This is a genomic window from Pseudomonas sp. GW823-FHT03E05 (assembly GCF_058796855.1).
The window spans coordinates 388745-410122 of the sequence record NZ_JBXAJB010000001.1 but is presented as its reverse complement, the minus strand read 5'-3'; the positions used below and the strand labels follow the sequence as shown (position 1 = coordinate 410122).

Annotated in this window: 21 protein-coding genes and 1 tRNA gene; 17 read left to right on the top strand and 5 right to left on the bottom strand. The window is 62.1% G+C overall.

Annotated elements, in window-relative coordinates; translation table 11 throughout:
- The first annotated feature begins 7 nt into the window (after positions 1-7).
- From AC1RCO_RS02000 to AC1RCO_RS01930, 15 genes are all read left to right on the top strand, one after another.
- A complete protein-coding gene (locus AC1RCO_RS02000) occupies positions 8-3628 on the top strand; it encodes an ATP-binding protein (protein ID WP_492617313.1) in 3621 nt (1206 codons plus the stop codon).
- A 123-nt stretch (positions 3629-3751) separates the two neighbouring features.
- Positions 3752-5281, top strand: coding sequence for an N-acetylglucosamine-binding protein GbpA (gbpA, locus tag AC1RCO_RS01995; protein ID WP_072449898.1), 1530 nt, complete (start codon positions 3752-3754; stop codon positions 5279-5281).
- A gap of 318 nt (positions 5282-5599) precedes the next feature.
- The gene (gene gbpA, locus AC1RCO_RS01990) at positions 5600-7120 is read left to right on the top strand and encodes an N-acetylglucosamine-binding protein GbpA (RefSeq protein ID WP_073857945.1); all 1521 of its coding nucleotides are present in this window, start codon (positions 5600-5602) and stop codon (positions 7118-7120) included.
- Between the two features lie 66 nt (positions 7121-7186).
- The gene (locus tag AC1RCO_RS01985; protein ID WP_123430511.1) at positions 7187-7693 is read left to right on the top strand and encodes a cytochrome b; all 507 of its coding nucleotides are present in this window, start codon (positions 7187-7189) and stop codon (positions 7691-7693) included.
- Positions 7690-8223, top strand: coding sequence for a type II secretion system protein N (locus tag AC1RCO_RS01980; RefSeq protein ID WP_065363300.1), 534 nt, complete (start codon positions 7690-7692; stop codon positions 8221-8223). The genes AC1RCO_RS01985 and AC1RCO_RS01980 overlap by 4 nt, the downstream gene beginning before the upstream one ends.
- 119 nt (positions 8224-8342) lie before the next feature.
- On the top strand, positions 8343-10157 hold the full coding sequence (gspD, locus tag AC1RCO_RS01975) for a type II secretion system secretin GspD (RefSeq protein WP_492617312.1): 1815 nt from the start codon (positions 8343-8345) through the stop codon (positions 10155-10157).
- Positions 10154-11647: a type II secretion system ATPase GspE gene (gene gspE / locus AC1RCO_RS01970; protein WP_065363299.1), complete on the top strand. Its 1494-nt coding sequence runs from the start codon at positions 10154-10156 to the stop codon at positions 11645-11647. The genes gspD and gspE overlap by 4 nt, the downstream gene beginning before the upstream one ends.
- Positions 11648-11649: 2 nt before the next feature.
- Positions 11650-12867, top strand: coding sequence for a type II secretion system inner membrane protein GspF (gspF, locus tag AC1RCO_RS01965; RefSeq protein WP_492617311.1), 1218 nt, complete (start codon positions 11650-11652; stop codon positions 12865-12867).
- A gap of 17 nt (positions 12868-12884) precedes the next feature.
- The gene (gene gspG / locus AC1RCO_RS01960; RefSeq protein WP_072450556.1) at positions 12885-13319 is read left to right on the top strand and encodes a type II secretion system major pseudopilin GspG; all 435 of its coding nucleotides are present in this window, start codon (positions 12885-12887) and stop codon (positions 13317-13319) included.
- A 3-nt stretch (positions 13320-13322) separates the two neighbouring features.
- Positions 13323-13817, top strand: coding sequence for a type II secretion system minor pseudopilin GspH (gspH, locus tag AC1RCO_RS01955; protein ID WP_065363297.1), 495 nt, complete (start codon positions 13323-13325; stop codon positions 13815-13817).
- Positions 13792-14187 (top strand): type II secretion system minor pseudopilin GspI, encoded by a 396-nt coding sequence (gene gspI, locus AC1RCO_RS01950; protein WP_065363296.1) that lies wholly within the window; start codon positions 13792-13794, stop codon positions 14185-14187. The genes gspH and gspI overlap by 26 nt, the downstream gene beginning before the upstream one ends.
- Positions 14184-14828, top strand: coding sequence for a type II secretion system minor pseudopilin GspJ (gene gspJ / locus AC1RCO_RS01945; protein ID WP_492617310.1), 645 nt, complete (start codon positions 14184-14186; stop codon positions 14826-14828). The genes gspI and gspJ overlap by 4 nt, the downstream gene beginning before the upstream one ends.
- Positions 14821-15705, top strand: coding sequence for a type II secretion system minor pseudopilin GspK (gene gspK / locus AC1RCO_RS01940; RefSeq protein WP_492617309.1), 885 nt, complete (start codon positions 14821-14823; stop codon positions 15703-15705). The genes gspJ and gspK overlap by 8 nt, the downstream gene beginning before the upstream one ends.
- Positions 15706-15711: 6 nt before the next feature.
- A complete protein-coding gene (gspL, locus tag AC1RCO_RS01935; protein ID WP_262212330.1) occupies positions 15712-16851 on the top strand; it encodes a type II secretion system protein GspL in 1140 nt (379 codons plus the stop codon).
- Positions 16852-16854: 3 nt separating this feature from the next.
- Positions 16855-17355, top strand: a complete 501-nt coding sequence (locus tag AC1RCO_RS01930; protein ID WP_065363292.1) for a type II secretion system protein M — start codon at positions 16855-16857, stop codon at positions 17353-17355.
- Between the two features lie 79 nt (positions 17356-17434).
- Here AC1RCO_RS01930 and AC1RCO_RS01925 read toward each other — a convergent pair whose 3' ends face one another.
- A complete protein-coding gene (locus AC1RCO_RS01925) occupies positions 17435-18106 on the bottom strand; it encodes a Bax inhibitor-1/YccA family protein (RefSeq protein WP_011062013.1) in 672 nt (223 codons plus the stop codon).
- A gap of 123 nt (positions 18107-18229) precedes the next feature.
- Between AC1RCO_RS01925 and AC1RCO_RS01920 the strand changes: the two genes are divergently transcribed.
- Positions 18230-18317, top strand: a tRNA-Ser gene (locus AC1RCO_RS01920).
- A 219-nt stretch (positions 18318-18536) separates the two neighbouring features.
- Here the strand turns inward: AC1RCO_RS01920 and AC1RCO_RS01915 are convergent.
- A complete protein-coding gene (locus AC1RCO_RS01915) occupies positions 18537-18830 on the bottom strand; it encodes a hypothetical protein (RefSeq protein ID WP_041752365.1) in 294 nt (97 codons plus the stop codon).
- 287 nt (positions 18831-19117) lie between these two features.
- Here AC1RCO_RS01915 and AC1RCO_RS01910 point away from each other — a divergent pair, with 287 nt between their 5' ends.
- Positions 19118-19459, top strand: coding sequence for a hypothetical protein (locus AC1RCO_RS01910; protein WP_401332173.1), 342 nt, complete (start codon positions 19118-19120; stop codon positions 19457-19459).
- 4 nt (positions 19460-19463) lie between these two features.
- Here AC1RCO_RS01910 and AC1RCO_RS01905 read toward each other — a convergent pair whose 3' ends face one another.
- Genes AC1RCO_RS01905 through AC1RCO_RS01895 form a run of 3 tightly spaced genes read right to left on the bottom strand, consistent with a single transcriptional unit; the run spans position 19464 to position 20547 of the window.
- Complete coding sequence (locus tag AC1RCO_RS01905) at positions 19464-19727, bottom strand: hypothetical protein (RefSeq protein ID WP_401332171.1); 264 nt, start codon at positions 19725-19727, stop codon at positions 19464-19466.
- Entirely contained in the window at positions 19724-20077 is a 354-nt protein-coding gene (locus AC1RCO_RS01900) for a hypothetical protein (protein WP_401332169.1), read from the bottom strand. Before AC1RCO_RS01900 ends, AC1RCO_RS01905 begins: the two co-directional genes overlap by 4 nt.
- 17 nt (positions 20078-20094) lie before the next feature.
- Entirely contained in the window at positions 20095-20547 is a 453-nt protein-coding gene (locus tag AC1RCO_RS01895) for a structural protein P5 (RefSeq protein WP_492617308.1), read from the bottom strand.
- Positions 20548-21378 lie beyond the last annotated feature (831 nt).

The following is a 21378-nucleotide window of genomic DNA, read 5'->3' as shown; positions in this document are numbered from 1 at the left end:
CCGGAGGATGCAGCGCTTTTGCCTGCTGCTTATCCCGCTGGCCAGCCTGCCAACCCTGGCCACAGCCCACGCCGACAACCTGCCGCCAGCCGCCCGGGACAGCAACCTGCCGCTGAACAAACTGTTGCAGCTGCGCGACAGTCTGCCGCGCAAGCGCCTCAAGGTGGCGCGGATCGTACCGCCGGATCGGCCCATGGAGAGCGCCGGCAATCAGGTCTTGAAGGCCATCTCCGACCAGTACCTGCAACTCATCGGTGAACAACTGGACCTGCACTTCGAAAACGTCGAGCTGCCTTCGCCCCAGGCGGCGGTGGATGCGCTGCTGGAGCAGCGGATCGACCTGCTGCCAAGGGCCAGCGATTTTGAAGCAGCCAATCCGGAGCTGCGCCTGAGCCTGCCCTATTTGCGCAACCAGCCCATCATTGTCGGCCGCTCCAGTGACCGCAGCCTGCCCCTGGACCTGCGAGGCAAGCAGGTGCTGGTGCTAAAGAACTACCTGGACAGCAATCGGGTCCGCAAGGCCTACCCCCTGAGCATACTGCGCGAGGTCAGTACCACGGCGCTGGCCTTCGAGCAGTTGGCCCGGGGCGAAGCGGACGCCTTCATCGGCGACCAGTTCCGCTCCGGCTTGTACCTCCAGGCACGTACGGACCTGGCTCTGCACAACAAGTTTTCCGCACAACTGCCCGACACCGGCTTCGCCTTCGCCGTGCGCCGTGATGAACTCACCCTGCTGACCCTGCTCAACCATGCGCTGCAGAGCATTCCCGAGGCCCAGAAGCTCAAGCTCCAACAGCAGGCCAGCCACGGGCCGTTCCCCTACTCCCCGATCGACACGTTCATGCTCAGCCCCCAGGAACTGGGGTGGTTACAGGACCACGGGCAAATCAACTTGCTGGCCCATGAAGCGCCGCCGTACCTGTATCGCACCAGCGACGGGCGCTGGTCCGGTCGCAGCGTCGAGCTGCTGCAGACCCTCGCCGATGCCTTTCGCCTGGAACTGAACTTCGAGTCGAGCCAGTCCCGGTCCCACGACCTGGAGCAACTGGCCAGAGGCCACGTCGACCTGGCCAGCCGCCCGCTGGCGATTGCCGACGGCTCCCGCGGGATACGTTTCAGCCAGCCCTATGTCACCCGCAACTGGACCTTCATCATCCGCAACGGAGACAGCTCCCCCAGTTCCCTGGAGGCCATGGAGGGGCACACCCTTTCGCTGCCGCGCCAGCACCCGCTGCTTGAACACTTGCGTCTGCGCTATCCGCAGATCCAACTGATGCTTACCGACAACTTCCAACAGGCCCTTGACCTGGTGCGCCTGCGTCGGGCCGACGCGACCCTGGACAGCCCCGCTAGCGACCCGATGCAGCCTGGCCCCGGCCTGCAATACGGCCTGTCGATCAAGGCCACGCCCAGCCCCCACCAGTTCGCCGTGGCCCAAGGCTCCGGCGAGTTGCTGGGTATCCTCGACAAGCTGCTGGACTCGTTGTCCCGCGCACCGCTGAGTGATATCCAGGTGGTGGCCGAACGCCCCCGGGAGAATTTCTGGGAATGGGCCGCAGAGCAGGCCTGGCACGTCGGCGTCGGGGCTCTGGTGATCTTCGCCCTGTTCCTGGTGTGGAACTGGCGGCTGAAGATCCAGGTCAAGGAACGGATCTGCGCCCAGACCCGGCTGCAGGACAAGCTGGCATTCCAGTTCTCCCTGCTCAACGGTCTGCCGACGCCACTCTACGTCTGCGACCTGCATGGTCGCCTGAGCACCTGCAACCGCGCCTACGAGGAGTTCTTCAGCACCTCCCAGGAACAGGTGGAGGGCTGCCTGCCCACCGAACAACTGAACATGCCAGCGGAGTTCGCCCAGGTCCTGCAGGACGAGCACCTGCAACTGCTGCACAACCACCGGCCGCGCTTTCTCGACACCAGCCTGGTGATCAAGGGTGAACAACATTACCTGTACCAATGGCTGGTCCCCTTCTACAGCGCCCGGGGCCTGCTACAGGGACTGCTCGGCGGCTGGCTGGACATCTCCGAGCGCAAACACCTGGAAATCAAGTTGCGCGAAGCCAAACAGGTGGCACTCAAGGCCAGCGCGGCCAAGAGCGAATTCCTGGCGTCCATGAGCCACGAGCTGCGCACTCCGCTCAACGCTCTGGTGGGCCTGCTGGAGCTGGAAACCAGCAGCCGCACCTTGCCATCGCACAACCTGCGGGTGGCCCAACAATCGGCGACTTCGATGATCGACCTGATCGGCAACATCCTCGACCTGGACAAGATCGAGAGCGGCCTGATGCAGCTGGCTGCGCACCCTACCGCGCTGGAGCCGTTGCTGACCAACAGCCTCGGCCTGTTTGCCGCCCAGGCGCGGGAGAAAAACCTGCAACTGCACTTCGACTACCATGCCGACCGCCAGCGCCTGTACTGGGTCGACTCGCTGCGTGTGCAGCAGATCTTCCATAACCTGATCAGCAATGCGCTGAAGTTCACCGACCAGGGCGGCATCCATGTCCGAGTCAGCGAAAGTGTCCTGCGCGAAGGCGTCAGCCTGCTGACCCTGAGCGTCAGCGATACCGGGATCGGCATTCCCCTGGCCTTGCAGCCACAGATCTTCGAGCCCTATCGCCAGGCCAGCGCGCGCACCGCCCACCTCTACGGCGGCTCGGGCCTGGGCCTGAGCATCTGCAATCAGTTGACCCAGTTGATGGATGGGCATATCTGGTTGGAAAGCCAGCCCGGCCAGGGCTGTTGCGTGAGTGTGGAACTGCCCCTGAGCTGGCAATTGGCCCCAGGGCCAGTGGACGAGCCCCTGTTACCCGACCAGCAGGAGGCCAAGGCCCTGCGAGTCCTGGTGGTGGACGATGTGTCGACCAACGGCCTGGTGCTGACTCTGCAACTGGGTCGCCTGGGGCATCAGGCAGAACATGTGTGCAGCGGCGAACAGGCCTTGCTGGCCCTGAGCGAATCCACCTACGACGTGCTGATCAGCGACTGCAACATGCCGGGCATGGATGGCTACGCCCTGGCTCGCACCGTGCGCCAGGATGAACGGCGCCTGGGGCTGCCCCAGCGGCTGATCATCGGCTACACCGCCAGTGCCCTGAGCAATGAAGCCACCCAGTGCTCCAACGCCGGGATGAACGACCTGATGATCAAGCCGGTGACCCTGGCACGCCTGCAGGAAGTCCTGAACAACTACGCGCCGGTCGAGGAAGAGCCTCGGGATATTCGCGCCTTCAGCCTCGACCACCTGGATGAAGCAGGCCGGAACAGTTCGATCCTGCGCCGGCGCATTCTCCTTGAGCTGACCAAAAACCTGCAGCAAGAGATCCAGCAGATACGCGACACCGACCTGGCCGCCATGACGGAGACCATCGGTGACCTGAGCCACCGCCTGACCGGCGTGGCCTGTCTGATCGATGCCAGCGAAATGGCCGCGGCCTGCCAGGCCCTGCGCCAGGTCAACGTGCGACAGCCACAGGCAGTCCGCCGTTGCCAGGCCGACCTGTTGCACAGCATGGAGCGCATCTTCGAACAGGCCAAGGCCGACCTGGCGGCCCTGCGCCAGCCCCTCAGGCCCTGGTCCAGGGGCATTGCTCGCGCGCCGCTGACTGACTCTCGTACTTGTCCCATGTGAAGTGGCGCCCGCCCTTCCTACCCTTGCGCTTGCTTTCGGGGGGCGCAAGACAGGGGTGCCAGCTGCACATCCTTCCCCACGATCGCGTGTTGAATCCAATAATTCCCAACTAAGGATCAATCGATGATCACGTTGCACCGAGCCCGTTCATTCCTCAAGCTTCCGCTGGCCATGGCCATCGGCATGGCTGCGCTCGCGGCTCAACAAGCCAGCGCTCACGGTTATATCGAGAGCCCGAAATCCCGCGCCTTCATGTGCCATACCAATGGTGGCAAGCTCAACGCCAACTGCGGCGCCGTGACCTATGAACCACAAAGCACCGAGTACATCGGCCGCCCGGGGGAAGGGTCCATCTCGCACTTCCCAAGCAGCGCCCAGGCCTGCACTGGTGACTTCACCAAGTGCGGCCCGGCCAACGGCACCATCCCTGCCGGCGGCCTGGCGCGTTTCTCGGAGCTCAACGAGCAGACCGCCACGCGCTGGAGCAAGAACACCATCAAGCCGGGCCCGCAGACCTTTACCTGGCACTACACGGCGGCCCACTCCACCCGCTACTGGCAGTTCTACATCACCAAGAAAAACTGGAACCCGAACCAGCCACTGACCCGTGATTCGTTCGAAAGCACACCTCTGCTGGACGAGCCATGGCCAGCCCTGAACGCCCCGACCGCGGCGGGCGGCAAGACCAGGCACACCGTGAACATCCCGTCCGACCGCAGCGGTTACCACGTGCTGCTGGCGACCTGGAAAGTCCACGACACCGACGCCACTTTCTATCAGGTGGTCGACCTGAACATCGACAATGGCGCCACCATTCCGTCGACCTGGACCACTGTCGGCGCAGTTCAGCCTGAAGCCTTGAGCATCGGCGACAAGGTCAAGACCCGGGTGTTCAATGCCCAGGGCGAACAGGCCGCCAAGCAGATCGTGCTGCAAATCAGCTCCGCCGAACTGGCCAAGGCCGACGTCTGGCCGCACGAACTGGCCAAGAAGGTCAACGCTGCCAAGCAGGGCTACCAGATGGGCCTGCTCAACGACAAGGACGAAGTGCTACCCAACTTCGGCAAGAACGACATCCTGGTCAAGAAAGGCAGCGACATCGTCAACGTGATGATCGACAAGGAGCAGGCTGCCAAGCCGGGCGAACTGTCCATCACTGGCATGCAGTCCGAATACACCCTCAAGGACGGCAAGGTCGACCTGCACTTCAACGCCATCGCCAAGGGCGGCGACTACACAGTGAAAGCCACGGTGTACAACGCCAAGGGTGAAAGCGTGGCGTTCCAACAGGCTCCAGCCGGCAATACCCCGCACTTCTCCATGACGCTGACCGGTCAGAGCGCCGGCAAATACGACCTGGTCGTGGTAGCCACGTCGAAGAAAGGCGAAGTGCTGCAGCAGACTGCCAGCTTCTCCCTGAAACAGGAGGAAAGCGGCGGTGGCGGTGAGGGAGGCGGCAAGTACGATCACGTCTTCCCCCAAGGCTTGAGCACCTACAAGGCCGGCACCCTGGTGCTGCAACCCAAGGACGGCAATACCTACAAGTGCAAGCCCTTCCCCTACAGCGGCTACTGCGTGCAGTGGAAGGCCGGAGCGACGCATTACGAGCCAGGTACCGGTAGTCACTGGACCATGGCCTGGGATCGCCAGTAACCATCAGTGGTGAAGGTTTCACCTTGGAGCGTGGCATGTGAATGCCACGCTTTTTCTGCGTACAAAGCACGCTCCGTACCAGTGCTGGCAATCGCGCAAAAACGCGCGAAAACGCCCGGCACGCCTGGCCCTTGCTGCCCAACAGCGCTAGCTGGCGACTCTCGTACTCGTCCCATGTCCCCTCCCAGACCCTGCCGCGTAGCCTGTGGTTGTTCCCAGGGCAGCTCTGGCACGGATGCCAACCGTCCCCTCAGATCGGTCCCCAGTGGCGCCCCCGAGAACTCCTGCATTTCCTTCTATCTGCTCAAGGATCTAACAATGATCAAATCCAACCGAGTTCGCTCGTTCCTCAAGCTGCCTCTGGTCCTGGCCATGAGCGTTGCCGGCGTTGCTGCTCAGCAAGCTTGCGCTCACGGCTACATCGAGAGCCCCAAGTCCCGTGCCTACATGTGCAACGAGAAAGGCCTGAACCAGAACAGCAACTGCGGAGCGGTGGCTTACGAGCCACAGAGCACCGAGTACATCGGCCGCAAGTTCGAAGGCGGCTTCTCGCACTTCCCAAGCGCCGCCCAGGCCTGTACCGGTGACTTCACCAAGTGCGGCCCGGCCAACGGCACCATTCCTGCCGGCGGCCTGGATCGTTTCTCCGCGATCAACGAACAAAGCAGTACTCGCTGGACCAAAAATACCATCAAGCCAGGCCCGCAGACCTTCGCCTGGAAGTACGCCGCTCCGCACGCCACTCGCTACTGGCAGTTCTACATCACCAAGAAAGACTGGAACCCCAACCAGCCACTGACCCGTGATTCCTTCGAAAGCACCCCACTGCTGGATGAGCCATGGCCAGCCCTCAACGTTCCGGCGAAAGCTGGAGAAACCACCAAGCACACCGTGAACATTCCGTCCGACCGCAGCGGCTACCACGTCGTGCTGGCGACCTGGAAAGTCCACGACACCGACGCCACCTTCTATCAAGTGGTCGACCTGAACATCGACAACGGTGCAGTCATTCCTTCGGGCTGGACCACTGTCGGCCAGGTCAACCCGGAAGCCTTGAGCATCGGCGACAAGGTCAAGACCCGGGTGTTCAATGCCCAGGGCGAACAGGCCGCCAAGCAGATCGTGCTGCAAATCAGCTCCGCCGAACTGGCCAAGGCCGACGTCTGGCCGCACGAACTGGCCAAGAAGGTCAACGCTGCCAAGCAGGGCTACCAGATGGGCCTGCTCAACGACAAGGACGAAGTGCTACCCAACTTCGGCAAGAACGACATCCTGGTCAAGAAAGGCAGCGACATCGTCAACGTGATGATCGACAAGGAGCAGGCTGCCAAGCCGGGCGAATTGTCCATCACTGGCATGCAGTCCGAATACACCCTCAAGGACGGCAAGGTCGACCTGCACTTCAACGCCATCGCCAAGGGCGGCGACTACACCGTGAAAGCCACTGTGTTCAACGCCAGAGGTGAAAGCGTCCTGTTCCAGGAAGCTCCAGCCGGCAACAACCCGCATTTCAGCATGACCCTCACCGGTCAGGGCGCCGGTCAGTACGACCTGGTCGTGGTTGCTACTTCCAAGAAAGGCGAAGTGCTGCAACAGACCGCCAGCTTCGCCCTGAAAGCCGAAAACGGCGGCGGCGAGCCAGGCCAGTACGACCACGTGTTCCCGCAAAGCCTGAAGTCCTACAAGGCTGGCACAGTGGTGCTGCAGCCCAAAGATGGCAACACCTACAAGTGCAAGACCGGCCCTGTTGCCGGCTGGTGCACCATCTGGACCAGCACTAACAACGCCTATGAACCAGGCGTAGGTTTCGCCTGGCAGCAGGCGTGGGACAAGAACTAAGCCACACCTTCGTTAACCCGAGCGTGGCGCTTGGCGCCACGCTTCCTTTTGCCAGTCATGCCCCCTATGTCTACTCGCAATTACTCCAGGCTTCATGTGCTGCTGCACTGGACCTTCGCCACCATCATCATCTGGGCAACGCTCAGTGGCTTCGGCAACGCCCTGCTCAACCTGCCCACCGTGATCGCCGACGGGATCAACTTCATCAACGTGTCGTTGACCTTCCTGCTGATTCCGCTGCTTGGCCTGCGAGTTGTGTGTGCCCTGGACCGCCAGGAACCGGCCTCCCCCCATCGGCTCGCCCGCCTGCTGGCCAAGGGCGGACACCTGGCGCTCTACCTCACGACCGGCCTGGTGCTGGCCACTGGCGTATTGATGATGGAACGCCCGATCAATGTCTTCGGCCTGCTGTCACTGCCCCAGCCGCTGCAGGAACCGCTGCTCACCGCCTTCTTCAATAGGGTGCACAAGTACGCCTGCGTCGTGCTGGCGCTGCTGGTGGTCGGGCATGTGGCAGCGGTGGTGATCCATCACTGGCGCGGTGAAAAACTCCTGCGGCACATGAGCCTATGAACCTCCTGCGCCGATGCCCACGCGCCGTTCTACAGATCGGCGCGTTGTCGTTGCTGGTGACCTGGCTGGGCTGGCTCGCCTACAACAGCTTCCTGTTCGCCCAGCGTCTGGACGAGACCGTGCGCCCAGGGCCCCTGGCCGTCAGCGAACCGCCGCGCCTGCCGCCGAACAACGCGGCCATAGCCCAACTGTTCGGTGTGCTGCCCCAGGAAGCCACCGGCAACCTGCCAAGAGTGCCGCTGACGCTGCTGGCCAGCCTGGTGGAACGTCGCCCGGAACTGTCCAGGGCGCTGATTGAATCCCCTGAGGGCAGCCGTTTCTATGGCATTGGCGAGCCCCTTCCTGGAGGTGGCAGCCTGCGCGAGATCAGCACCCAACAGGTGCGCATACAACGCTTTGGCGAAGACCAGTCGCTGTCTCTGGCCCACCACTCGACTCCCCTGCTGATGCCGTTGCCCATGGCCCCCGAAATGCCTCAAAGCACTGCTGTGCGGGCAGAAACCCACAACCTCGTTCAACCCTCTTTGTGACCCCCCAAGACATCATGAAACGAACATTCATTGCAGGCTCCCTACTGGCCCTTAGCACCTTGATCGGCCCCGTCCAGGCCGCTGAAAAACCTCCCCAGGGACAACAGTGGACCTTGAACATGAAGGACGCAGAACTACGCGACCTGATCAACGAGGTCGGGCAGATCACCGGCAAGACCATGATCCTCGACCCGCGCCTGAACGGTAAGGTCACGGTCCAGTCCACCACCGCCATGGACCAGAAAGGCATTTACTCGCTGTTTCTCACCGCCTTGCGCAGCCAGGGCTACGTGGCCATGGACCAGGGCGACCGGGTACTGATCCTGCCGGTAGCCGAGGCCAAGACCAAAGCCTACGCCCAACCCGACGAGGGCAGCGAAGAGTTCATCACCGAAGTCATCGAACTGCACAGCGTCAACGCCAGCGAAGTGGTCTCCGCCGTCCGCCCTCTGGTCGCCTCCGACGCCTACATGGCAGCTTCCACCACATCCAACTCATTGATCGTTTCCGACAGCGCCAACAACGTGCAACGCGTGCGCCAGGTGATCGGAGAACTGGATAACGCCGGCGGGCGTCAGTTCAACATTCTCCAGCTCAAGCATGCCTGGGCCAACGACGTGGCCAAGACCTTGAGCGAAAGCCTGACCGATAACAGCAGTGGCCAGAGCAGCGCCAAGGCTATCGGCGATTCGCGCAGCAACCGCCTGATCCTGGTCGGCCCGGCACCGATTCGCCAACAGATGCAGCGCCTGGCCCTGAGCCTCGACGTGCCGAACAATGTCGGCGAGAACGCCCGAGTGCGACGCCTCAATCACAGCGATGCGAAGAAGCTCGAAGAACTGCTCAGCGGGATCGGCAAGCGCCTGGAAGCGGGAAGCCGCGGTAGCGACAATCAGAGACAGGAAAGCCCGGTGCTGGTGAGCGCCGACGAAAGCCAGAATGCCCTGGTGCTGATGGCCTCACCGGCACAACTGGCGACCTTCGAAAGCATCATCGACGAACTCGACCAGCCCCGCGCCCAGGTGCTGGTGGAAGCGGCCATCGTCGAAGTCAGTGGCGACATCAACCAGGCCCTCGGCGTGCAGTGGGCCGCAGGCCGGGGCAAATGGGGCGCCGTCAGCAACTTCAACAGCGCCGGCATGACTATCGGCACCCTGCTGGGCAACCTGGAGAGCGGCAAGAGCCCGACCCTCCCGGACGGAGCCGTGATAGGCATCGGCAGTAGCAACTTCGGCGCGCTGATCACCGCCCTGTCCAGCGACTCCAACAACAACCTGCTGTCCACCCCGAGCCTGCTGACCCTGGACAATGAGCAGGCGGAAATTCTCGTCGGCCAGAACGTGCCATTCCAGACCGGCTCCTACACCACCGACACCGCAGGGGCCAGCAACCCCTTCACCACCGTCGAGCGCAAGGACGTGGGGATCACCCTCAAGGTCACTCCGCATATCAATGAAGGCAACTTTCTGCGCCTTAAAGTCGAACAGGAAAGCTCCGAGCTGGCCGCGGCACCACCCGGCATCAGCACCAGCGATGTGATCACCAACAAGCGCTCGGTCAAGAGCACCATCCTGGCCAACGACGGGCAGATCATCGTGCTTGGCGGCCTGATCAAGGACAACATCAAGGTCCAGGTGAGCAAGGTGCCGTTGCTCGGTGATATCCCTTGGCTCGGCAAGCTGTTCAGCAGCAGCAAGGAGGTCAACGAGAAGACCAACCTGATGGTGTTCCTGCGTCCGACCCTGCTGCGCAATACGGCCAATGCCGACAAGCTGAGCACCCAGAAGTACAACAACCTGCGCGCCCTGCGCCCCCTGGATGGCAAGACCCGCGGCCAGCTTCCGCACAATCCGCATCAGTTGTTCGATGCCAACAGTGACGGCGACCAGGGCCTGATCGACATGCGTACCCAAGGGATTGCACCGCAGCCATGATCAGTCCCAACCCAAGCCCGCGCCTGGCGTTCGCCTATGCCCGCCGTCACGGCGTGGTCCTGGAGCACCAGGCCCAGGGCCCGGTGCTCTATTGCCGCGCCAATACCCCCTGGTCGGTGATCGCCGAGGTCCGCCGCTTCAACGGTGCGCCACTGCGCAGCGAAATCCTCGATGAACAGGCCTTCGCCCAGCGCATGGCTGCCCACTACCGCGACGGCCAGGACGGTGCCAAGCAGGTGGCCGATGGCCTGGGCGAACAGTTCGATGAAGAGTTCGACCTCTCCAGCCTCGCCGAGCAGTTGCCGAAAACCACCGACCTGATGGAGCAGGAAGACGACGCCCCGATCATTCGCCTGATCAACGCGATCCTCAGCGAAGCGGTCAAAAGCAAGGCCTCCGACGTGCACCTGGAGGCGTTCGAGGAACACCTTTCGGTACGCCTGCGGGTCGACGGCCTGCTGCGCGAAGTGCTGCGCCCGCGGCGTGAACTGGCGACCCTGCTGGTGTCACGGATCAAGGTCATGGCCAAGCTCGACATCGCCGAGAAACGCATCCCCCAGGACGGTCGCATTGCCTTGCGCATCGCCGGGCATGAAGTGGATGTCCGGGTCTCGACCCTGCCTTCCAGCCACGGCGAGCGGGTAGTGATGCGCCTGCTCGACAAACAGGCCGGGCGCCTGGACCTGGCGCACCTGGGCATGAACCCGGCGGTACGCCAGCGCCTGGAAACCGCCCTGCACAAACCCCACGGCATCCTCCTGGTGACCGGCCCCACCGGCTCCGGCAAGACCACCACGCTGTACGCCGGGCTGGCCAGCCTCAACAGCCTGGAGCGCAACATCCTGACCATCGAGGACCCGGTGGAGTACCACCTCACCGGTATTGGCCAGACCCAGGTCAACGCCAAGGTCGACATGACTTTCGCCCGTGGCTTGCGGGCCATCCTGCGCCAGGACCCGGACGTGGTGATGGTGGGTGAAATCCGCGACCGCGAGACCGCGGAAATCGCCGTGCAAGCCTCCCTCACCGGGCACCTGGTGCTCTCGACCCTGCACACTAACAGCGCCATCGGCGCGGTGACCCGCCTGGTGGACATGGGCATCGAGCCGTTCCTGCTTTGCACGTCGCTGCTGGGCGTACTGGCCCAGCGCCTGGTACGTCTTTTGTGTCCCGAATGCAAGGAGCCCCATGACGCCGATCCCGCCGCCTGCGAACGGTTGGGCGTGGGCCCGGATAGCGCGCCACAACTGTACCGGCCAGTGGGTTGCCCGAACTGCCAGCACTCGGGCTATCGCGGCCGCCGCGGGATCTACGAGCTGGTGCTGTTCGACGACGTCCTACGCCAGTTGATCCACACCGGCGCCGGAGAACATGAATTGGTCAGCCACGCCCGGCAACACAGCCCAAGCCTGTTCGACGATGGCCAGGTCATGGTGCTACAGGGGCTCACCAGCCTTGAAGAGTTGCTGCGGGTTACCCAGAGGGACTGAAGATGGCCGCCTACGAATACCTGGCCATGTGCGCCGCCGGCAAGAAATCCAGCGGTGTACTGGAGGCCGACAGCCCGCGCCAGGCCCGCCAAATGCTGCGCGAACGCCAGCTGATCGCTCTGAAAATCACCACCAGCCAGGGCCATCGCAGCACCGTCCTGGGCGAGGTCAAGACGGCTGGCGGCGGCCTCAGCAGCGCCGAGCTGGCCCTGCTGACCCGGCAACTGGCAACCCTGGTGCAAGCCTCGCTGCCCCTGGAGGAAGTGCTCGCTGCCGTGGCCGCACAGTGCGAAAAGCAGCGGGTAAAAAGCATGCTGCTGGCGCTTCGTGCTCGGGTCCTCGAAGGCTACAGCCTGGCCGTGGCCTTGGCCGCCTACCCCAAGGCCTTTCCCGACCTGTACCGGGCCACGGTGGCCGCCGGCGAACATTCAGGGCACCTGGACCAGGTGCTGATGAACCTCGCCGACTACACCGAAGCCAGCCAGGCCGCACGCCAGCAGATCCATCTGGCCATGCTCTATCCAAGCATTCTCATGGTGGCAGCCATCAGCATCGTCGGCTTCCTCCTGGGCTTCGTGGTGCCGGACGTGATCAAGGTATTCATCGACAGTGGCCAGGAGCTGCCGTTGCTGACCCGCGGGCTGATCGCCACCAGCGGCTTCCTGCGGGACTTCGGCCTGCTGCTGTTGATCCTGATCGGCGCCGCAGTGACGGCCCTGCGCATGCTCCTGAAACAGCCGGCCAACCGTGAACGCTGGCATGCGCTGGTGCTGCGCCTGCCAATCATTGGCGGGCTGGTCAGGGCCAGCAACTGCACGCGCTTCGTCAGCACCCTGGCGATTCTCGGGCGCAGTGGCGTACCGCTGCTGGACTCTCTGGCGATCGCCAGTGAGGTCGTTGCCAATCAGAAAATTCGTACCGGTCTGAAAGACATCGTCCGTGGCGTACGCGAAGGTATCAGCCTGACCCGAGCGCTTGAGCTCAACGGCAGTTTCCCTCCGATGATGCTGTACATGATCGCCAGCGGTGAACGCTCCGGTGAGCTGGACAGCATGCTCGAACGCGCGTCCAAGCAGCAGGGAGCACAGCTGGCCAACCGCATCGCCCTGCTGGTGGGCCTGTTCGAGCCGGCCATGCTGGTGTTCATGGGCGCGTCCGTGCTGGTCATCGTCCTGGCGATCCTGATGCCGATCCTCAGCTTGAACCAACTGATCACCTGAATGTGGAATCCCCCAACGTGCACACACGAAACAAGCAACGCGGTTTTACCCTGATCGAAATCATGGTGGTGGTAGTCATTCTCGGTGTTCTCGCCGCCCTGGTAGTACCGCAGATCATGAGCCGCCCCGATCAGGCCAAGGCCACCGCCGCCCAGAGCGACATCCATGCCATTGCCATGGCCCTGGACATCTATCGCCTCGACAACCACCAGTACCCCAGCAGCCAGCAAGGCCTTCAGGCGCTGGTGAGCAAGCCCAGTGGCAGCCCGGCGGCCCGCAACTGGAACCCCGACGGTTACCTCAAGCGCCTGCCGGTCGATCCCTGGGGTAATGGCTACCAGTACCGGGTGCCCGGCACCAAGGGTGGCGCCTACGACCTGTTTTCCTTTGGCGCCGACGGCAAGCTCGGCGGCGAAGGCGTGAACAGCGATATTGGCAACTGGGAACAATAGACCGTGCAGCGCCACCGTACCCGGGGCTTCACCCTGCTTGAACTGCTGGTGGTGATTCTGCTGATCGCCCTGACCGCCGGCCTGGTCGGCATCGTACGCCCGGACTCCGGTGGCCGCCAGGCGCACCAGGAAGCACAGCGCCTACTGGGCCTGTTGCAGCTGCTGCGCCAGGAAGCGCTGCTCAACTACAGCGACTACGGCGTGCGAATCGAGCCCGACGGCTACTGGGTGCTGCGCCTGGACCAGCAGGGTCGCTGGATCGAGGACAGGGATTTGCGCACGCATGCACTACCCGCCAAATTGCGCCTGCGCCTGGACGTACCCGAGGCCGGCGCGGCCCTGGGTACCAGTGACAGCCGCACTGGCCTGCCGCAATTGCTGGTGCTTTCCAGCGATGAAACCAGCGCCTTCACCTTGTGGTTCGAATACCGCGACCAAGCACTGCTGAGCCTTTCCAGCGATGGCATACAGGATGCGCAAATTGAAACCCGGAACTGAACAGGGCTTTACCCTGCTGGAGGTCATGGTCGCTCTGGCGATCTTTGCCACCCTGTCGATCGCCCTGTTCAGTGCGGTGCAGCATGTGGCCATGAACAGCGCAAACCTCACCGAGCGCACCCAGGCGCTGTGGATCGCCGACAACCGCATGAATGAACTGCGCATCGGCCTGCGAGAGCCGCAGAGCCAACGCAGTGCGGAACAGATCGAGTTCGGCGGCCGCCTCTGGTGGCTGTTCAGTGATATCCAGAGCGCACCCGACAGCCGTCTGCTCAAAGTCCAGTTGCGCGTCTCCGTCGAAACCACCCAGCAACGCGCACGCCAGTACAGCCGTGCACAACTGCTTGGCTACATCGAGGCCCGGCCATGAACCAGCGCGGTTTCACTTTGCTCGAAGTGATCGTGGCCATGGCCATTTTCAGCCTGTTGGGCCTGGCCACCTATCAGATGCTCGACAGGGTGCTGCGCAGCGATCAGCGCATTGGCCTGCATGAGCAGCAATTGCGTCAACTGCAACGGGCCATGAGTGTGCTGGAGCGTGACCTGGTGCAAGCCCGTCGACACCCGCTGGCGGACGACCCCAGCCAAAGCCAGGCACTGATCAGCCAGCCTGACGGCATTCGCCTGGTACGCGGTGGCTGGCGCAACCCGCTGGAGTACCCGCGCAGCAACCTGCTACAAGTCAGCCACCGTTGGGAAGGCGGCAGCTGGGTACGCGACACCCTGTCCCTGTCCCAACCCCTGGCCGTCCTCGGGGCGGCACAGCCTCCACCCGCCCCCATCAGCCAGAACCAGCAACTGCTGGCTGGCGTGGAGCTGACTCGCCTGCGCTTTATCGATGCCCGCGGCCAGGCCCACGAACACTGGCCGGCAGGGACCGAGAGCCTGAGCCTGCCGGCGGCCCTGGAAATCGAACTGGATGCCCCCGGCTACCCACAGGTACGCCGGCTGATACTGCTGCCCGGCGGCCTCGATGCCCAGGAACCCGACGAGGCCGCTCTGCATGAATAACCTGGCCCGGCAACGAGGAGTGGCCCTGCTCAGCGTATTGCTGATCACCGCCCTGGTGACCATGGTGGTAAGCAATATGCTCGCCCGCCAGCGGCTCAACCTGCACGCCAGCAGCAACCTGATAGAACAACAGCAGCTCTGGCAACTGGCGCTGAGCGGTGAAGCCTGGGCCCGTCAACAATTGCTCGAAGACACTCGCAACAAGGACGGCCTGCTGGTGACCCACCTGGGGCAGCACTGGGCGCAACCGGCGCCAGCGTTCAAGATCGGCGATGGACGCATTCATGTCCAACTGCAAGACCTCGGTGCCCGGCTCAACCTCAACAGCCTGCGCCAGCGCAGCGATCTGAATCTGCGGGCCCGCTACCAGCGCCTGCTGGCCTTGGAAGGCATCCGGGCCCACGATCCGGCACTCCTGGTCGGCCAGAACAACCGTGATGGCCTTCCGCTGCCCTTTAGCGACCTCAGTGAACTGCGCCAACTACCCGGGGTGGACAGCCAGACCCTGCAACAGCTTGAGCCGCTAGTGGGGGTATTCGGCAACAGCCCGATCAACGTCAACACCACCCGCGCCGAGGTCCTGGCCAGTGTTGAAGGCATCGACCTACCCACGGCTCGCATTCTGGTCAGTTCCCGTCCGGAAGGTGGCTATCCCGATATCACCCGTTTTCTTTCCAACCCGGTGCTCCAGGGCCGGGACATCAAAGCTCAGGGGCTTGGCGTCAGCAGTCGGCAGTTCCGCGCCACCATCGATGTCGAACAGGGCCGGCAACGCCTGCGCCTGGTGAGCGACCTGCGAGTCATGGATAGGGAAAAGGTCCGGGTGCAGCAGCGCACGCTGATGCCCACTCCTCCTGAACAACCGAAGACCGAGTAGAACGACATGAGGCAGTGGCTTTATCTATCTCCCCGTGCCACCGGCAACATGCCTTGGCAATGCTTCTGGTGGCAGGCCGGTGGCCAGTTGCACCAGGGCGACCTGCAGCAGGCTGCGGCCGCGCTGGGCAACCAGCCCCTGAGCCTGCTGCTTCCCATGGAAATGGCCAGCCACCATCAGGTCAGCGTGCCCGCCCGCAGTGGACGCTGGCTGCGCCAGGCATTGCACAGCGCGCTGGAAGAACAACTGATCGATGAACTGGACAACCTGCACCTGGCCCACGGGCCACTCAAGGACAAACGCCATTGCGCGGTGTTGGCGGTCAATCGTCAGCACCTGAACCAGTGCCTTGGACAACTGGCCGAACTGGGGTTGCAGCCTTCGCATATTCATGTCGACGCCGATTGCCTGCCCCCAGACCAGCCCCGGGCCCTAACCTGGGACGGTCGCTGGCTGCTGGGAGGCAGCGCGCCGATGCGCCTGGCCCTGTACCCGTGCGAACTGGCGGACCTGGCCCCCCTGCTTCCGGCAGACTTGCACTGGCAGGGGCCGCAACCACCGGGCCTGGAAAGTTTCGACCAGCATCACTGGCAGGCCGATGAACGTCCCTGGGAATGCTTGAGCCAGGGCGCGCAGCAGGCCATCGACCTGCGCCAGGGCGAATTCCTGCAGCGCCCCCGGCAAACGGCCCCCTGGCGCCTGGCCCTGCTCCTAGTGGTGGTGGCCGCAGGCTCCCACTTGCTGCAGAGCATGGGCCATCGCTGGTACCTGGAGCAGCAGAGCGAGCAGCTCCAGGCGCAGAACCAGGCATTGTGGCAGGCCCATTCGGGTACTGAGGAGCCTGTGACCGACCTCGCCGCCCAGGTACACGCCAAGCAACAGCAAAAGGTCGAGAAAAGCTCCGGTAGCGCCCACAAACTGTCACTGCTGGCCGAGCAATGGAGCGCCAGTTACGGCGCCCTGGCCCAGGTACAGCGCCTCGACTACCAAAGCGGCGAAGGCTGGAACCTGCAGATCAGTGCACCAGCGTTCTCCGATCTTCAACAACTGCGCGAAGGCCTGATTGCCCAGGGCCTGGATGCCAGTACCGATTCTTCCGTCCGCGATGCCCGAGGGGTCAGCGCACGGTTGCAGATCAAGGAGTGAGGCATGAGCCTGCCGTTACTGAAAAAACCACTGTCCGCCCTGCTCCACCCACCCCTGGGGCACTGGCATCGCCTGGCGAAACGCGAACAGCGAGCCCTTAAAGGGCTGACCCTATTCAGTGCCCTGACCGGCGCCTACCTTTTGCTCTGGCAGCCACAACAACAAGCCCTGCAGCTTGCCGAACAACGCTTTATCGAGGCCACACAATTGCAGCGCCTGATACTCCAACTGCATGCTGGCAAACCTGCCAGCCCCGTCACGGCAATCTCGGCCGAAGCCCTGCCCGGCATGCTGGCCCGTTCCAGCAGCCAGGCCGGCATCAGCCTGGAGCGCATGGACAACGAAGCGCCCGGTCGGGTCAGCCTGGCCCTGGAAGGCCCGCTCACCGGGGTGATCGCTTGGGTTGATGAGCTAGAACAGAAACAGGTGGACGTGCTGGCGTTTTCCATCGAGGTCAACAAAGACGCCGTCGCCACCGCGCGAATGCAGGTACAGGCACGTTGAAAAACTGAACGTCCCAAGGAGTCCAGGACAAAAAAAAGCCCGCCGAAGCGGGCTTTTTTCAATGGCTCAGCACCTGTGATCAGTCATCGCGACCCATGATGCCGAACAGTTGCAGCAGGCTGACGAACAGGTTGTAGATCGATACATACAGGCTGATGGTGGCCATGATGTAGTTACGTTCGCCGCCGTGGATGATGGCGCTGGTCTGGAACAGGATGCACACCGAGGAGAACAGCACGAAGCCGGCGCTGATCGCCAGTTGCAGGCCGCTGATCTGGAAGAACAGGCTGGCCAGCACGGCGCCCATCAGGACGAAGAAACCGGCGGTGATGAAGCCGCCGAGGAAGCTCATGTCCTTGCGGGTGATCAGCACATAGGCCGACAGACCGCCGAATACCAGTGCCGTCATGGCAAAGGCCGAGCTGACCACTTCGGCGCCGCCCTGCATGCCCAGGTAGCGGTTGAGAATCGGGCCGAGCAAAAAGCCCATGAAACCGGTCAAGGCGAAAGCCGACACCAGGCCCCAGGCCGAGTCACGAAGTTTGTTGGTGAGGAAGAACAGACCGTAGAAGCCGATCAGCACCACGAAGATGTTCGGATAACCGACACGCATCTGCTGTGCCACATAGGCCATCACCCCACTGAACGCGAGGGTCAGGGCCAGCAGGCCGTAAGTGTTGCGCAGGACGCGGCTAACCTCTAGCTGCTCGGCCTGCACGCCGTTGTTAACTGCGTAATCCTGTTCGCGCATGGCGACACTCCTGTTGGGGGAAACATTTAGTGGCATGGATGATAACAGAGGCTCTGTAACTCGCGACGCAGAGAGTTTGACAGTGTGTTTCATTCGGGTATTATGGCGCCCGCAATGCGATCTGGAGGTGTGGCCGAGTGGTTTAAGGCAGCGGTCTTGAAAACCGCCGACTGTAACAGGTCCTAGAGTTCGAATCTCTACGCCTCCGCCAAATCTCAACGAGAAAGCCCTGATTTTTCAGGGCTTTTTTGTGTCTGGAGTATTTTGCTCCCAGCCTCTCCTCACCTACCCAGCTCAAGCATTTTTTGGACGCGTCCGAATACTTTGATCTTTTTGAGAGGTTTTCGCCTCAATCTACTGCAACCGCAATATGCCGATGGCGCATACTGCTGTAGCCCTCCTCCGGCGTCCTGCCGAACGACCACATCCCCTATTCCACCCGACACCACCATGACTGCGCATACAAGGCGCCATCAACTTCCTCAACGCCATTGATGTTCATCCCAAGCTGCGCCATGCCGTTGACCTTTGCATCGAGCAGTCGCGGGAACACATCAGGGCCTGGATCGCTTTTGAATATCCAAGCCTGAACGCAAGGTCGTCCCAGCGCCTGACTGTGGCTCTCCAGGATATGGATGTCTCCTTTGACAGGCTGAATCTTGCTGAGCCTCTCGGAAGGTATTGCTGCGCCACGCTCCCTGCGGCGAACGATAAGAAAATTCATGGGGGATCACGCCAAAACTGTATATATGAACAGTATTTCACCACTTGGCGTGCAAGCGAATTGACGCCGACAGACGGAGCTATGCTTTCTCCTCGGCAGGGAGAAACGCCTATGTGCGGACGACTTTCGCAATACCACGGCATCCACGACTTCGTCGCAGCCCTGAGCATGCCCGCAAAACAATCATTGCCTACGGATTGAAGATGGCAAGGGACGACACATGGCGCTCCTATGAGGCTTTCGATAAGCTACTTAAATCAATGGATAGCAAAATGCCAGGAGTGAAAATGAAAGATGAATTCGACGTCACCACATCCTACGGGCTTAAGTCTGCCGCAGACTTTTTCCGCGAAGGCAGTGTGCTTGCCTGGTTCGTAAATCCGCTAGCGACTGCACTCTTCGCAGGAGAGCAACTGCTTAAAGCAAACTCAGAAAGCACTTCAGTTGAAAACCAAGGGAAAGCGGCTGTCGAAATTATCAAGCAAGGGAAAGAAAGTGGCGCTAAAAAAATCAAAGTGACTATTGATCAACAGGCCGGCGCAAATCTCAATATTCCAATTGATGGTGTAAACATCTCTGCGATGATGGGGAGTAACGGAAAAATGACCCTCGAGGTGGAATACGCGTAACGAATTATTCGTCCTTACAAGCTGCAGCCACGGCTTCCAATTGCCGTTCATATCCAATCCGCTGCCGGCGCTCCGCCAGCAGCGCCCGCACCTTCAGCTCCAAGCTGTCGGTCTTCTTGAGGCTGTCCGTGGCCCAGGCCGGCACGGGCACCGCCGACACTCTGCAGGGTACTTGCACCGGTACCTCCACCCGGACGGTACGAACTTCAGGCTCCCGCGCCGCACACCCTGCCATCAGCACCACGGCTCCCATCAGCAACCACTTCATAAGCCCAGCTCCTGATCAATGATCGACTCGGCGACCGGCGCCGGGTCGCCGCCGGTGCGCTCCTGCAGCAGGCGATTTGCCGCGGAGTAGTCGTGTTTGGCCAGCTCCTGGGCGTCGGCCTGGGCCTGGGCAGCGTGGCGCTCACGCTCCTGGCCAGCCAGCACCAGATCACCCAGTCTCCGCCCCTGCTCCCCCGCCAGGGCTTCCAGGTTGGCGCGGCCAGCCTTTGCCGTGGCCAGAGCCTCCTGGGCGGTGTCGAGCAGCGGGCGGTAATGCCTGGAAGCCAGCCAGGCCCCCAAGACAGCGCCGGCGACCAGCACCAAGACGACGGCCAGCAGAACGCCAGCCACCCGCCAGGCGCCGGCGCTCACTTCAGGGCCCTGCGCAGGCCTTCCTCAACCACAGCATCCGGGTAAGGGTTGCCACCGTTTTCGTGCACGATGATGCCCAGCACGGTCTCGCGCAGCGTCTTGGGGTCGGCCATGTTGATCGAATCGCGTACTCCGACGCCCAGGCGTTTGGCGATCGCTGCAGCGTATGCCTGGGTGTTGTTCTCGTTGCTGGGGGCCCATCGACTGATGAACTCCAGGGGCGTGTCGATACCGAGCTTGCCCACACCGGGCATGCCGTCCTTGCCGCGGTAGTTGAGCAGCAGCTTGCCCAGAGCGCGGATGCCGTTCTCGGCGGTATCGAAGCGGGCAAAGCGAGGTTTCGGTACGCCGACCTCCAGGCCGAGCTGCCCCTCCCACTGGTTGCGTGGGTTGTAGTCGATGTTTCCAGGATTGTTAGAGCGGACGCCGCGGGCGTTTTGAATTGTCATGGTCAAACTCCAGGCACAAAAAAGCCCGCACTCGGCGGGCTTGGGGGGATCTGCAGCAGTTGCTGCTCTGTGATTGGCATTACTTTTCTCCAGGCAAAAAAATCCCGCGCAAGGCGGGTGCATTCATACGCTGCTGTTACTACTGCGGATTGAACGGATAAGGGTACTCAGATACATCTATGTATGTGCATTGCGGTCTCGGGTTAACAGTGAGCGAGAACCATCCCGTTGGCGTCGTGCTGTGTACGGTCCCGTGGGTCGTCTCTGGAGACGTCCAAAAACTATGGGTTATGCTTCCGGTGTCACCTGAGCACCCCTCTTGCGAGCCTGTCTGCCACACCTCGTCACGACCCAGCTGAGATGCCAGCCAGCAACCCCTGCTCCACGGGATATTTGCCGCATAGGTCTTTGCGGGATTCAACGGCACCGTATAGAAGTACCCGCGAAATCCAGCCCTGCTTGGCAGCAGCGGCTGATCAAGCACTAACACTTGATACCCTCCGAGGAATGGCGCAACCCTTCCGTTTGGGTATGGTGGCGATGGTGGCGGTGGTGTTGACGTACCGATGATATTTAAAGGCCTCTGCAGGCTGTTGAACGTGAAGCCTCCGTTTTCATCTCGAGTTTTTAGTGCTGGCCCTTTGAATATTGGGGCCATTACATCAAAGCAATAGACCTTGATACCCTCAACAGGTCCGGCAAAGTAGAAGACGCTTGACGTACCCTCCTTTGACGCGAATGGCTTTCCGCACGTCCCTGTTACGTACACAATTGGGTTCACACAGTTCTCTACCGTGAACTTGTAAATATTGTCGTAGTAAGGGCTTGGCC